15 protein-coding genes are annotated in these 12,710 nt (G+C 51.3%); 6 read left to right on the forward strand and 9 right to left on the reverse strand.

From position 1 onward, the window contains the following. Positions 1-106 precede the first annotated feature (106 nt). From M2418_RS21125 to M2418_RS21140, 4 genes are read right to left on the reverse strand one after another with little or no spacing between them, the layout of a single operon-like run. Positions 107-472 (reverse strand): helix-turn-helix domain-containing protein, encoded by a 366-nt coding sequence (locus M2418_RS21125; protein ID WP_250984131.1) that lies wholly within the window; start codon positions 470-472, stop codon positions 107-109. After that, positions 469-1,035, reverse strand: coding sequence for a Smr/MutS family protein (locus M2418_RS21130; RefSeq protein ID WP_259148937.1), 567 nt, complete (start codon positions 1,033-1,035; stop codon positions 469-471). The genes M2418_RS21125 and M2418_RS21130 overlap by 4 nt, the downstream gene beginning before the upstream one ends. Beyond that, the gene (locus M2418_RS21135; RefSeq protein ID WP_259148939.1) at positions 1,032-2,153 is read right to left on the reverse strand and encodes a murein transglycosylase A; all 1,122 of its coding nucleotides are present in this window, start codon (positions 2,151-2,153) and stop codon (positions 1,032-1,034) included. The genes M2418_RS21130 and M2418_RS21135 overlap by 4 nt, the downstream gene beginning before the upstream one ends. Then, complete coding sequence (locus M2418_RS21140; protein WP_192490599.1) at positions 2,150-2,848, reverse strand: Tim44/TimA family putative adaptor protein; 699 nt, start codon at positions 2,846-2,848, stop codon at positions 2,150-2,152. The genes M2418_RS21135 and M2418_RS21140 overlap by 4 nt, the downstream gene beginning before the upstream one ends. Positions 2,849-2,990: 142 nt before the next feature. On the opposite strand from M2418_RS21140, the gene M2418_RS21145 reads away from it, so the two are divergent. Together M2418_RS21145 and secB are read left to right on the forward strand one after the other, a co-directional pair. Next, a complete protein-coding gene (locus M2418_RS21145; protein ID WP_259148940.1) occupies positions 2,991-3,533 on the forward strand; it encodes an FxsA family protein in 543 nt (180 codons plus the stop codon). Positions 3,534-3,597: 64 nt separating this feature from the next. Then, complete coding sequence (gene secB, locus M2418_RS21150; protein WP_192490597.1) at positions 3,598-4,077, forward strand: protein-export chaperone SecB; 480 nt, start codon at positions 3,598-3,600, stop codon at positions 4,075-4,077. Positions 4,078-4,204: 127 nt separating this feature from the next. On the opposite strand, the gene dnaQ is transcribed toward secB, so the two are convergent. The 5 genes from dnaQ to M2418_RS21175 are packed head-to-tail and all read right to left on the reverse strand — an operon-like array spanning position 4,205 to position 7,830. Continuing rightward, the gene (gene dnaQ / locus M2418_RS21155; RefSeq protein WP_259148941.1) at positions 4,205-4,906 is read right to left on the reverse strand and encodes a DNA polymerase III subunit epsilon; all 702 of its coding nucleotides are present in this window, start codon (positions 4,904-4,906) and stop codon (positions 4,205-4,207) included. After that, positions 4,899-5,507 (reverse strand): dephospho-CoA kinase, encoded by a 609-nt coding sequence (gene coaE, locus M2418_RS21160; protein WP_259148942.1) that lies wholly within the window; start codon positions 5,505-5,507, stop codon positions 4,899-4,901. The genes dnaQ and coaE overlap by 8 nt, the downstream gene beginning before the upstream one ends. Next, entirely contained in the window at positions 5,504-6,367 is an 864-nt protein-coding gene (locus M2418_RS21165; protein WP_259148943.1) for a shikimate dehydrogenase, read from the reverse strand. The genes coaE and M2418_RS21165 overlap by 4 nt, the downstream gene beginning before the upstream one ends. Beyond that, complete coding sequence (locus tag M2418_RS21170) at positions 6,360-6,959, reverse strand: Maf-like protein (RefSeq protein ID WP_259148944.1); 600 nt, start codon at positions 6,957-6,959, stop codon at positions 6,360-6,362. Before M2418_RS21170 ends, M2418_RS21165 begins: the two co-directional genes overlap by 8 nt. A gap of 49 nt (positions 6,960-7,008) precedes the next feature. Beyond that, positions 7,009-7,830 (reverse strand): pyruvate, water dikinase regulatory protein, encoded by an 822-nt coding sequence (locus M2418_RS21175; protein ID WP_259148945.1) that lies wholly within the window; start codon positions 7,828-7,830, stop codon positions 7,009-7,011. Positions 7,831-8,235: 405 nt separating this feature from the next. On the opposite strand from M2418_RS21175, the gene hemE reads away from it, so the two are divergent. From hemE to mnmE, 4 genes are all read left to right on the forward strand, one after another. Continuing rightward, positions 8,236-9,264 carry a uroporphyrinogen decarboxylase gene (gene hemE, locus M2418_RS21180; RefSeq protein WP_259148946.1) on the forward strand — a complete coding sequence of 343 codons (1,029 nt, stop codon included), beginning with the start codon at positions 8,236-8,238 and terminating at the stop codon, positions 9,262-9,264. Further along, positions 9,261-9,803 carry a protoporphyrinogen oxidase HemJ gene (hemJ, locus tag M2418_RS21185; RefSeq protein WP_259148947.1) on the forward strand — a complete coding sequence of 181 codons (543 nt, stop codon included), beginning with the start codon at positions 9,261-9,263 and terminating at the stop codon, positions 9,801-9,803. The genes hemE and hemJ overlap by 4 nt, the downstream gene beginning before the upstream one ends. 195 nt (positions 9,804-9,998) lie before the next feature. Continuing rightward, positions 9,999-11,264 carry a transcription termination factor Rho gene (rho, locus tag M2418_RS21190; RefSeq protein WP_192490589.1) on the forward strand — a complete coding sequence of 422 codons (1,266 nt, stop codon included), beginning with the start codon at positions 9,999-10,001 and terminating at the stop codon, positions 11,262-11,264. A gap of 112 nt (positions 11,265-11,376) precedes the next feature. Next, entirely contained in the window at positions 11,377-12,708 is a 1,332-nt protein-coding gene (mnmE, locus tag M2418_RS21195) for a tRNA uridine-5-carboxymethylaminomethyl(34) synthesis GTPase MnmE (RefSeq protein WP_259148948.1), read from the forward strand. The last annotated feature ends 2 nt before the right edge of the window (positions 12,709-12,710 follow it).

Genomic DNA, 12,710 nt, shown 5'->3' on the forward strand with positions numbered 1-12,710 from the left:
GGTCTCTGCGAATCACCAGATTCCTGACCCGAGACTATAGAAATTTTAGGGCAACATCCAAAGTCCGAGAACTGTTCTAACCCCATAATTCAGGGGATAGAGGCATTTATCCGGTCGTCCGGCTGCGTTGCAGAACATCTGACAGTTCATTTAGCACGGATGATGGCAAATGGCGAATATCCTTCGCAAGCGCGTTGGCAAAGGCGGTGTATTCCGGCGCCATACCAGACGTGTCAATAACCACCCTTGGATCGGATACACCGGCGAGAGAAAACAGCTCCTCTGCCTCGTCCCAGATAATATTGAAATATCCGGCAACCCGCTGGAGAAAATCGAAGCTGGGTTTGCCACGCTTTCCATGCTCCAGCGCTGAGAGGTAGGCGGGCGACACACCGATGGCATAGGCCATTTGCTTTTGCGTCACGCCCTTACGTTCTCTCAACAGACGCACAGCTTCTGCAAAGGGTGTCATGATCGATCTCCCCTCGCCCGCGACAGCCTGACATAAAGCGCGCCATCACCACCGTGATTACGCGAAGCATCTTCATAAGACGATATCAGGTAACGAAACTCCGGTTTGGAAAACCACATTGGCACTGCTCGTTTCAGGGCACCATCGCTGCCGAGCGACCTGCCTTTGCCGGTGATGACCAATACATGCCGCATACCCCGTTCATGGGCGCGGATCAAAAAATCCAGCAGAATGGAATGCGCTTCGCTCTGGACCATGCCGTGCAAATCAATACGGCCTTCAAGTGGCAGATGGCCGCGGGTCAGTTTTCGTTTGACCGGTTTCTCAAGCGGATGGTGAATGCGACCAGCTTTAGTCTTAATACCGGGATCAAGCGGCACTTCCTCAACAATCATTTTCGGGAATTGCGCTTTGGGCTTCTCCGGTTCTGCGGCAACGGGCGCTGCTTCCGTTACATCTTCAAACTCCAGGTCTTCAAGACGACCGGACACAGGCCGTGTCGTTCTGGCGACCTTGCCCCACAAAATGCGTTCGTCCCGATTCAGCTTTCGACCACCCTTCATGGCCGGTACCTTTGGGCGGCATGGTTGGGCAGCAGAATGTAAAAATCAGCGTTGTTGCGGATCGTGCCTGCCTGCTCTCCAGCCAGATAACCGGAGCCCGTGAAAATATCACCGCGTGCCGGACCGATAATCGCCGAACCGGTATCAAGCGCCAGCATCAATCTGGCAAAAGGTTTTCCCTCGTCGAGATGTGTCAGCTCCGCAGCGTGAATAAAAAATGGGTAGCCAAATGTGTGAACAGAACGATCGACAGCCAGCGAGCGGCCGGCGATCAGTGGAACCTTTGCAGCCGCCACCGGCCCCAGAGTTTCATCCGAAACATCCGCTACCTTGAAAAAGATATAAGAAGGATTGTGCCACAGCACTTCGTCCACCAAGGCAGGATTTTCGCCGAGCCATCTACGAATGGACTGCATGGAGACAGTGGCCGGATCGATGCAGCCACGATCGATCAACAACCGACCGATGCCTGAAAACGGATGACCAGCTTTTGCCGCATAGGTGATGCGGGTCACGCTTCCATCGGGAAATTTCAGCCTTGCGGCACCCTGAACATGGGCAAAGAACACATCAACCTTCGATTTCGCCCAGGCAATTTCCAGATTCCTACCCTGGAGATAACCCTGATCAATCACTTTGCGGTCCGGATAGAAATCGATACCGTTGTCGCCAGAAAGTCCAAATGCATAGGATGCATCGATATGAACTGGGCGATTTTGCGCGTCCAGATCAATCAAATCAGTGGGGCGATTGTAGAAGGGATATTTCCAGACATCGTCAGGGACGGCAGATACTTCGACTTCCGGTTCATAAAAGCCGGTTACGAAACCTTGCGCTGTTTCCTTAGGAAGAATGGCAAATGGCGAACAGTGTCGTTCAAAAAACTCCCGGGCATCTGCCGCACTGGATGGCTGAAATGTTTCTGCCGCTTCAAGAAGCGGCAGCAAATCATCACTCGACAGTCCAAGGGAACCGGTACGATAGGGTTTTATGGAGCGCAGATGCCGAAGACAGGCTTGCATAGCATCCAACAACGGGCGTGGGTCATCCCCACGCCAGCCCGGTAGATCCAAAAATTTCAGTTCTCGTAACGAGAAATTCTGGCCTTCGGCACTCATTGTTCGGATTCTGTAGCAACCAGTTTCCAGTTTGGATCTTTTGACCGCACATCGCGGGCAAAGGTCCAGATATCATTGACCTCGGAAACACCCTCGGCATCGCCGTCTACCAGTTCCCCATCCTTGTTATAGGTGGCCGAAATCAGCTGGCTGGCTATGCGCACTGTGATCTGTTCTTCTTCATCACGAATGCTGGCCTGAAGAATATCCGCCTTTTCGATACCGACAAAAGTGGACTTCACGACTTCGCCCTGTGCCTCACGTTCCGTAATGGCTGAATTGAAGCCATCATAAACTTCTCGTGACAACAGGTTTTTGAGGGTCTTGCGATCGCCATCAGCAAAAGCCATGACGATCATTTCGTATGCCATACGGGCACCGTTGAGGAATTCCTTGGGCCGGAAAGACGGATCACTCTTGAGGAGTTCACGAAGTGATTCGTTCAGTTCTGTGCCTGGTTTTGCAAAAGAATCGATTTCAGCAAAACGCTCATCCTCATCCCTTCCATCGCGTTTGGGCAGGGTAACAACCTTGCCGTCATCACTACCGGGACCCCTCGCAGCGTCCTTTGCGCTATAGGGATCAAAGGGCGGTTTTTCATTTCCTGTGCGGCGACCAAGGACGCTGCGCAACTGAAGAAAAATCAGTACAGCCGCAACAAGAAAGAATAATGTTATGAAATCGCTTGAACCCATGTTTAGCCAAAACCACCATTTAAATCCACATCATGAAACATCATATAGTCTGAACTGTCACTCATTCAAATAGACAGATGCAATCGGCGGTATGGGCGTCATACCGTTGGCAACGAGATAACTCACACGCAGGGCGAGAATAATGCGTTTTCCACTCCTATCCTTCTTCGTCATACTGATGCCGATCTTGGAAATTGCCGGCTTCATTGTTGTGGGCAAGGCAATAGGTGTTTGGGCAACGCTGGCACTTGTCATCCTCAGCGCTTTCGCAGGTCTGATAATTTTGCGAGCGATAGGACTTGGCATGTTCCGCAAACTTTCGGCCAGCCGTCAAAGTGGCGTAGCGCCTGCCGACGAGATCGTCCAGGGCGTTATGCTTGGCCTCGCCGGTGTCCTCCTGTTCCTACCCGGCTTCATTACCGATGTGATCGGTCTACTGCTGTTACTGCCTTTTGTACGCAAAGCGATCTGGTCGAAATTCGCAGCCAATATTGTTGTGGCCAGCAATTTCAGCCAAAGTCGCCAGTGGAGTGGTGGTGCCCGAAGCCAGTCTTCGCGCCCTGATGTCGTTGATCTCGATGACACTGACTTTCACCGGCAAGACCCGAATGAAAAAAGTCCTTGGCGAAAAGGACCTGATATCGACCATCTTGACGGACCCGGAAACAACGGTCCCCGTGGCTGAAGGCTTGTAAGCCCTGTTTTGAAATGATAGATGGCCAAACACATTCAATCCGCGAGGAAAAAGCATGACCACCGAAAATGGCGCGCAGGGCGGAGCCAGCCCCTCCCTGAATATTCTGACCCAGTACATCAAGGATCTGTCGTTCGAAAATCCCGGCGCTCCCCGTTCCTTGCAGGCGCGTGAGGGTGCTCCCTCGATCAACATCAATGTCAACGTCAATGCGAACCCGATCACCGGTTCTGACTTCGACGTTGTTCTGACGCTGAACGCTGAAGCCAAGGATGGCGACAAGGTTCTGTTTGCAGCGGAACTGGTTTACGGCGGTGTTTTCCGCATCACTGGTTTCCCACAGGAACATATGCTGCCGGTTCTCTTCATCGAGTGCCCACGCCTTCTGTTCCCGTTTGCACGCCAGATCATTGCTGACGTGACGCGCAATGGTGGCTTCCCGCCACTGATGATCGACCCGATCGACTTTGCGCAGATGTTTGCACAGCGCGTTGCTGAAGAGCAGGCCCGCTCCAAGGTTCAGGTTACCAACTGATAGTTGGTTCGCTTGTATGAAACTAAAAAGCCCGCTGCGGGGTAATCGCTGCGGGCTTTTTGTTTGTTCAAAGAAAAATCTTTCTCTTTTATCTGCGGTCTCGTCTCGGAGACCACCGACAGCTGATTTAGTTGTAACGTCCCCAAATCGCTTTTTCGCCCATTGAGGCAACCAGCTTCGCATGCGATTCAGCTTCAAGTTGGGACAGTCGTGATGGCAATGCGTGTGGTCGCGACAATGGCTCGTCGACCTGGCTGTCATCGCCGACATCTATCTGTTCTGCCACCTTCTGCGCCGATCCGAAACCAAGCGCTGTCTGGCGTCCGCCAATCATCTCGATATAGACTTCAGCCAAAAGTTCGGAGTCGAGAAGCGCGCCGTGTTTTTCGCGGCGGGAGTTGTCGATGCCATAACGACGGCAAAGAGCATCGAGAGAGTTTGGCCCCATCGGATGTTTGCGGCGAGCCATCGCCAGGGTATCCAGCACCATGTCAGGTGCCACGGGCTCTATACCCAGACGCGCAAATTCCGCATTGATGAAGCCCATATCGAAGGTCGCGTTATGAGCGACCCACTTCGCGCCTTCAAAGAACTCCCGTATCTGGTCAACGACCTCAGAGAATTTTGGCTTATCGACCAAAGATTCGTCGGTAATGCCATGCACCGCCAAAGCGTCTGGATGAACTTTGCGACCCTGCGGATTGATATACAAATGGATCGTACGACCCGTAGGAAAATGATTGATAAGCTCAATGCCGCCAATTTCGATGATGCGATCATTCTTTGATTCAAGTCCGGTCGTTTCCGTATCGAAAATAATCTCACGCATCTGCATTATCCTTATTCATCTGCCCACGCAGATTGTGAATGATCTCATCAACCTGTTGTCTGGCCGCCTCCATACCGTTTCCGGTATCAATTATAAAATCCGCCCTCGCCCGTTTTACCGCATCCGGTGTCTGCCGTGACAGGATCATTACAAATTTTTCTGCCGTCATGTCAGGGCGTTTCAAAACCCGTTCTTTCTGAATTTCAGGATCACAAGTGACGACAACTATCTTGTCGACCCTTTTGTCAGCTCCCGTTTCAAACAGCAAAGGTATATCGAGAATGACGATGTCTTGCCCCAAGGCTTTCTGGTTTGCCAAAAAATCCTTTTCCATTTCGCGCACAAGCGGATGAACAATGCCTTCCAGCATTTTAAAATTAGCCGGATTCTTCTTGAGTTCTTGCGACAGTTTTTGACGGTCGACTGTTCCATTGGACGTCACGCCAGGAAAGGCCTCTTCAATGGTAGAAACTGCTTTACCCAAATAGAGACTATGCACATTCCGATCAGAGTCATTGACCGGGATTCCAGCATCGGCAAACATGGCGGCTGTCGTCGACTTGCCCATGCCTATCGACCCGGTCAGCCCGATCACAATCATGCATGTTTCTCCATGTCGGCGATGATCAGAGACCGCAAGGTCTCATCGACCTTCGGGCGAACCCCAAACCATTTCTCAAACCCTGGTGCTGCCTGATGCAGTAACATGCCAAGACCGTCAACAATCGCAAAGCCCTGTCGCTCGGCAATTTTCAGGATCGGCGTTTTCAGCGGCACATACACGATGTCAGTTACCACTGCGTCGGTTACCAATGGCGAGAAGTCGAAATCCGGTATTTCACTTCCATCCATTCCAAGCGACGTAGTGTTCACAAAAAGCCCAGCGCCCGACATGGTTTCCTGCAAAGCGTCTATTGCATGCGCATGCACTTTCTCACCAAAGCGATCTGAAAGTTCCTGAGCGCGTTCTACCGTTCTGTTGAGAACATGGATTTCACTCAGACCACGATTGCGCAATGCCTGAATGATCGCGCGGCTTGCACCACCTGCTCCCAGAACAACAGCCTTGCCTGCCTTGTCCCAGCCGGGATGACGTTCATCGAGATTGGCAATAAAACCGTGACCGTCAGTATTGGTGGCACATAGTTTTCCGTCTTCCAGCCAGATCGTATTGGCGGCGCCCAACTCTTGTGCCAATTCGTCCGGCTTGTCAGCATATTGAAATGCACTTTCCTTATGCGGGATTGTGACATTGCCGCCGACAAAGCAGCCCTCCTCGCCAGACTTGATCTGTGCAAGAAAGTTATTGAACGCATCCGGATGAACTTCGACGGTATTATATGATCCTTCGATGCCGAATTGTTTCAGCCAGTATCCATGGATCAATGGCGAGCGAGAGTGCTTGATTGGGTAGCCGGCAACAAAAGCCTTCATGGTTAATGTTTCACGTGAATCACGCATTTATCACCCCAAATTTTCTTAACGCTTCCAAAAGCGGCAGTAGCGGCAAGCCAAGCACGGTGAAATAATCGCCTTCAATTGAAGTGAATAGCTGGATTCCCTCTCCTTCAAGTTGATAGGCTCCGACGCTGGTCAAGGCTTTTTCGCCGACCTTCCGCAGGTGTCCGTCGACGAAAGCTTCACTCAATTCCCGAACAGTCATATTGGCATGGGTTATCGTCTGCCAGAGCACCTCGCCGTCACGCGCCATGACAGCGGCCGAGTTCAAACGATGTGTCTGCCCCGAGAGCGACATCAGATGCTGATGTGCCTCAGCCATATTTTTCGGTTTGTGGTAGATTCTGGAACCCAGCGACATTGTCTGGTCACAGCCAATAATAATGGCCTGAGGATGAAGGGCGGAAACAGCCAGCGCTTTCGCCCTGGCAAGTTCAAGCGCTGTTTCATCCGGCGTGCTACCGGCCGCCTGCAACGGCTCTTCAATCAAACGCTCGTCGATATCAGCGGCTTGCGCAGTAAACTCCAGGCCGGCATTTCTCATCAAGGCCTGGCGGGATGAACTGGAAGACGCCAGAATCAAGGCCGGTTTCATATCTCTCTCCAAAACTTATATCAGCGGCGGTTAAACAGCGTGTCGCGGCTTAGCGTAGCTGTGGACGCAGGGCAATGATCGCGGCGGCCGTTTCTTCAATCGATCTGCGCGTCACATCTATCACCGGCCAATTGTTATGGGCACACATCGAACGCGCATATTTCAGCTCTTCCATAATTGTCGCCCTGTCGGTGTATCCCCCGGGATCAAAACCGCTTGTTGAACCGAGTTCGCGATTTTCCCGAATTTGGGAAATGCGATCTGATGTGGCGATCAATCCGACGATCAAAGGTTTGGTGGCTGCATAAAGACTTTCGGGCAAGGGAACACCGGGAACAACAGGTATATTGGCTGCCTTTATACCTCTGTTAGCGAGATAGATGCTTGTGGGAGTTTTGGAGGTACGGCTGATGCCGACGATAACCACATCAGCCTCATCATAGTTCTCCGACATCTGGCCATCGTCATGATCCATGGCAAAGGTCAATGCTTCAATGCGGCCAAAATAGTCAGCGTTCAGAGCATATTGTGCACCGACCTGCTGTTTTGATTTTTTTCCGAGATAGGTCTGAAAGGTCGTCAAGATCGGTTCGAGCACATTCACGCAAGGGATATCCATGGCCTGGCAACGTTGCGACAGGAACTCGCAAAGGTTCTCGTCCACCATTGTGTAAAGGAGAATGCCGGGTTCGTTATCGATTGCATCGAGGATCTGGCCAAGCTGCTTCTGGTTTCTGACCATTGGATAGACATGCACAATTGGTGTTGCGGCATGAAACTGCGCGGAGGCAGCACGGCCTGCAGATCTGAGAGTCTCTCCTGTTGAGTCAGAAATCAGATGCAGATGAAAGAAACTTTTCTGGTTCTCCACGTTGTTTTTGCCTGCCTGTTGATAAGTGGGGATGACTTCATCCTACTGGCGAGAGACAGATCCGGGAACGGGAAAAGTGTCGAGTTTTCCACAAAAAGCACTTCAGCGGACTTCGTTGAGAGGAGCTTGTGGATAGGTGGGAAAAAATGCCGCAGTCCAAATCCATGCAACAGTTATCCACAATTTGAGAGCAATTTTTTAGCGTTCAAGTCAATGATTTTTCGCTATTTTTTTGAATTATTCACAGTACCAAGCTGTTTGGCTGAAGCTGTGTCCCCTCAATTGCTGTCTGTCATGTTTTTGTGGGTGAGGCTTGAGGTGTTTTTAATTCCTGATACTCACTGACTCTAAGAATAAGAAGATTCTAAGAATCTCTATTTTTATATTTTGGAAAGGTGTGAATTCATGGCTGTACGCCGTCTGCTGAAAGTGCTTGATGGAGAAACACTCACTCCTCCACCAATCTGGCTTATGAGACAGGCTGGTCGTTACCTTCCCGAATACAGACAAACGCGTCAGCAAGCCGGAAGTTTCCTGGACCTCTGTTATAATCCGGAATTGGCCACCGAAGTGACCTTGCAGCCTATTCGCCGCTTTGGTCTGGATGCTGCAATCCTGTTCTCAGACATCCTGGTTATTCCAGATGCTTTGAAGCGCAATGTTACCTTCAGCGAGGGCAAGGGTCCGGCTATGGATCCAATTGAGGTTTCAGACATTGCATCCTTTTCAAAAGTCGATGTTCTTCCCCATCTCTGTCCCGTGTTTGAAACCGTAAAGCGGTTGCGCGCGGAACTGCCTCAGGAAACAACGCTGCTTGGCTTCTGTGGAGCTCCCTGGACAGTTGCGACCTATATGATTGCCGGCCACGGAACACCCGATCAGGCACCCGCGCGTCTGTTCGGTTATAATCATCCTCAAGCAATGGAAGAACTGCTGGCTACTCTCGCTGACATATCCGCGGATTATCTCGTGGCGCAGATTGACGCCGGCGCAGATGCCGTTCAGATTTTCGACTCCTGGGCTGGTGTGCTCGGCGAGAGTGAGTTTGAAAAATTTGCGGTGAAGCCGATTCAGCGCATCATTGCATCCGTTCGTAGCCGTCGCCCCGGTGCTAAGATCATCGCTTTTGCCAAAGGTGCGGGACTTCTGTTGAAGGATTACCGTCAAAAGACCGGCGCAGATGCCATTGGGCTCGATTGGTCTGTTCCGCTTTCCTTTGCACAGGAGTTGCAGAAGGACGGCCCCGTACAGGGTAATCTGGACCCTATGCGTATGGTCGCCGGTGGCAAGGCACTGGATGAGGGCATCGATGCCATTCTGCAGGCACTGGGCAACGGTCCACTGATTTTCAATCTTGGCCATGGTATCACGCCACAGGCCGATCCTGAGAATGTAACGAAGCTGGTGAACCGCGTGCGTGGTTTTAAACGATGAGTGATGAGCTGCAGACTTCGGAATCTGCTGGACGGAAAACCCGGCTGCGCGTAGCTGTGGCGCTCAGCGTTTTTGCCTGCTTCGGTGGCCTGCTCTACTGGATAGGTCCCGATCAGGCCTATCTCTGGGTAAAGGCGCTGCATATCATTGCTGTCATTTCGTGGATGGCGGGGCTGCTTTATATGCCGCGGCTGTTCATCTACCACACTGATGCACCGGTCGGTTCCGTGCAATCCGAAACCTTCAAGGTGATGGAACGGCGTCTTCTCAAGCTGATCATGAACCCTGCCATGATGATTTCATGGGTACTGGGGCTCTACCTCGCCTGGAGCGTTTATGGCTTTTCGGGTGGATGGCTCCATGCCAAAATTCTCGCAGTGGTGTTTCTAACCGGTGCGCATGTGTATTTCAGCCGTGCAGTTCGGGTTTTTGCGCGTGATGAAAACAAACACAGCGCCCGACACTGGCGGTTGTTAAACGAGGTTCCAACCGTCTTGATGATCATCATCGTCATACTTGTGGTTGTGAAACCGTTTTGATCGGTTCATATTTTTATAAATTTCGCGGAATTGTTGCTTTTCTCTTGCAGGCTTCCAATTCAGTCGCTATTTTCCCGCTACTCATCTTCGCGGCATGTGTCTTGTTCAGTCGTATGCGGGTCATTCACCCAGTACCGAATTTTTCAGCACGCCCCTCCCCTATCATTTCTTAATATCTGAAACGGTCTTCTCTTCATGGCTGAAATGAAGCTTCAAGAACTAAAAAGCAAATCTCCAACCGATTTGCTGACATTTGCGGAATCGCTCGAGGTCGAAAACGCCAGCACCATGCGTAAGCAGGAGTTGATGTTTGCTATCCTCAAGGTTCTCGCCAGCCAGGATATCGAGATTATCGGTGAAGGTGTGGTGGAAGTTCTGCAGGACGGTTTCGGCTTTCTGCGTTCCGCCAATGCCAACTATCTGCCTGGTCCTGATGATATCTACATATCTCCCTCGCAGATCCGCCGCTTCTCGCTGAAGACTGGCGATACGGTTGAAGGACCAATCCGTGGGCCGAAGGAAGGCGAACGGTATTTTGCGCTTCTGAAGGTCAACTCGATCAACTTCGACGATCCTGAAAAGATTCGCCACAAGGTTCACTTCGATAACCTGACACCGCTCTATCCGAATGAGCGTTTCAAGATGGAACTTGATGTTCCAACCTCGAAGGATTTGTCGTCTCGCGTTATCGATCTGGTTGCCCCACTCGGCAAAGGCCAGCGTGGTCTGATCGTTGCACCGCCACGTACCGGTAAAACGGTTCTGCTGCAGAATATCGCACATTCGATCACTGCTAACCATCCGGAATGCTATCTCATCGTTCTGCTGATCGATGAGCGTCCTGAAGAAGTGACGGACATGCAGCGTTCTGTGAAGGGTGAAGTTGTTTCCTCTACCTTCGACGAGCCAGCAGTTCGCCACGTTCAGGTCGCTGAAATGGTCATTGAAAAGGCGAAGCGCCTTGTCGAGCATGGTCGTGACGTTGTTATCCTGCTCGATTCGATCACCCGCCTCGGTCGCGCTTACAACACCGTTGTTCCCTCTTCTGGCAAGGTCCTGACCGGCGGTGTCGATGCCAACGCCCTGCAGCGTCCTAAGCGTTTCTTCGGTGCTGCCCGTAACATCGAAGAAGGCGGCTCATTGACAATCATCGCAACGGCGCTGATCGATACAGGCAGCCGTATGGATGAAGTTATCTTTGAAGAATTCAAGGGTACAGGTAACTCGGAAATCGTGCTTGACCGCAAGGTTGCTGACAAGCGTATCTTCCCTGCTCTGGATATTCTCAAGTCCGGAACACGTAAGGAAGACCTGCTTGTGCCACGCCAGGATCTTCAGAAGATCTTTGTTCTACGCCGTATCCTTGCTCCGATGGGAACGATGGACGCCATCGAATTCCTTATCGACAAGTTGAAGCAAACCAAGAACAACGGTGATTTCTTCGATTCGATGAACACCTGACGGTTAGCCGGATTCAGTAATAAAGTGGCCGTGTGGTGTAATGCCAGCACGGCCATTTTTTATTGAAGATAATAATTGTATGTTCGGGCCTAAGTAGGACCAAGTGACAGCGATGACAAAAACCTCAGACACGATTTACGCATTGTCCAGTGGCGCGCTGCCTGCTGGTGTCGCGGTCATCAGACTCAGCGGACCACAGGCATTTCCTATGTTGCAAAGTCTAATCAAAGGTCCTTTGCCGGATTCCAGAAAAGCAAGTTTAAGAACGATTCGTAACCGTAATGGTCTAGTGATTGATCAGGCGCTGGTGCTTCCATTTCCAGCTCCACACTCCTTTACCGGTGAAGATTGCGTGGAATTGCAAGTCCACGGCAGCCGGGCTGTGGTGAACGCTGTATTTGAGGAGTTGGCGGGGCATGAAGGGGGAAGGCCGGCGGAAGCTGGAGAATTTTCCCAGCGTGCTTTCGAGAATGGGAAGATGGATCTTGTCGAGGTTGAAGGTCTCGCAGATCTATTACATGCAGAAACGGAGATGCAGCGTCGTCTTGCCGTTGAGCAAAGTTCTGGCAAACTCTCTGCTCTTTACGATGGCTGGGCCGACAGGTTGACGCGAGCGCGTGCGTTTATCGAGGCCGAACTCGATTTTGCCGATGAAGAAGATGTACCTGACTCTGTCGCCAATCAGGTTTGGATACAGATGAACGCGCTGCTGGCTGAAATTAACAATCATCTTACCGCCGCATCGTCAGCAGAAATCATCCGAGACGGCCTCAAGATTGCGCTGGTTGGCGAACCTAACGTCGGCAAGTCCAGCCTGCTGAACGCTCTCAGCGGTCGTGACGTGGCGATCGTTACCGATATTGCTGGCACGACCAGGGATGTCTTGAACGTCGATCTTAACCTTGGTGGTTATCTCGTCACCGTCTCCGATACCGCCGGCATAAGAGAGACGACTGATGCCGTCGAGCAGGAAGGCGTTAAAAGAGCGGTTGCAAAAGCCGAAACGGCCGACTTAGTTTTGCATCTTGTTGATACCGATTCGATTCCGAAACAAGCTAGCCCTACTATCAATAATGGTAACCACGTCCTCGTGCGCAGCAAAAGCGACAAGCGCGGTCCCTCACCTTTGCCATCTGAATTTGCACTGGAACTGTCCGTCGAAAGCGGACAGGGTTTGGAAAAACTCAAATCATTTATTCGAGACTATATAGAGAACCGCCTTGGTTCTGCATCGATGTTGGCGCCCGCGCGACAGAGACATCAGAAACGTCTTGAAGAGACACGAAATTATGTTAGTGATGCGCTGCAATCCGAAGGTCAGGATTTGGCCATACGATCGGAATATCTTCGTCTCGCTGCAAGTTCTCTTGGTAGAATAACCGGACGAGTAGATGTCGAAGATTTATTGGGTGTGATTTTCTCCGAATTCTGCATTGGCAAATGATT

This window comes from Rhizobium sp. BIGb0125 (assembly GCF_024810055.1).
Lineage (GTDB): Bacteria > Pseudomonadota > Alphaproteobacteria > Rhizobiales > Rhizobiaceae > Agrobacterium.

Bases quoted from the DNA above. Each gene is read 5' to 3' on its own strand.
- M2418_RS21125 (WP_250984131.1), bottom strand. From the start codon at position 472: ATGACACCCTTTGCAGAAGCTGTGCGTCTGTTGAGAGAACGTAAGGGC.
- M2418_RS21130 (WP_259148937.1), bottom strand. From the start codon at position 1,035: ATGAAGGGTGGTCGAAAGCTGAATCGGGACGAACGCATTTTGTGGGGC.
- M2418_RS21135 (WP_259148939.1), bottom strand. From the start codon at position 2,153: ATGAGTGCCGAAGGCCAGAATTTCTCGTTACGAGAACTGAAATTTTTG.
- M2418_RS21140 (WP_192490599.1), bottom strand. From the start codon at position 2,848: ATGGGTTCAAGCGATTTCATAACATTATTCTTTCTTGTTGCGGCTGTA.
- M2418_RS21145 (WP_259148940.1), top strand. From the start codon at position 2,991: ATGCGTTTTCCACTCCTATCCTTCTTCGTCATACTGATGCCGATCTTG.
- secB (WP_192490597.1), top strand. From the start codon at position 3,598: ATGACCACCGAAAATGGCGCGCAGGGCGGAGCCAGCCCCTCCCTGAAT.
- dnaQ (WP_259148941.1), bottom strand. From the start codon at position 4,906: ATGCGTGAGATTATTTTCGATACGGAAACGACCGGACTTGAATCAAAG.
- coaE (WP_259148942.1), bottom strand. From the start codon at position 5,507: ATGATTGTGATCGGGCTGACCGGGTCGATAGGCATGGGCAAGTCGACG.
- M2418_RS21165 (WP_259148943.1), bottom strand. From the start codon at position 6,367: ATGCGTGATTCACGTGAAACATTAACCATGAAGGCTTTTGTTGCCGGC.
- M2418_RS21170 (WP_259148944.1), bottom strand. From the start codon at position 6,959: ATGAAACCGGCCTTGATTCTGGCGTCTTCCAGTTCATCCCGCCAGGCC.
- hemE (WP_259148946.1), top strand. From the start codon at position 8,236: ATGGCTGTACGCCGTCTGCTGAAAGTGCTTGATGGAGAAACACTCACT.
- hemJ (WP_259148947.1), top strand. From the start codon at position 9,261: ATGAGTGATGAGCTGCAGACTTCGGAATCTGCTGGACGGAAAACCCGG.
- rho (WP_192490589.1), top strand. From the start codon at position 9,999: ATGGCTGAAATGAAGCTTCAAGAACTAAAAAGCAAATCTCCAACCGAT.
- mnmE (WP_259148948.1), top strand. From the start codon at position 11,377: ATGACAAAAACCTCAGACACGATTTACGCATTGTCCAGTGGCGCGCTG.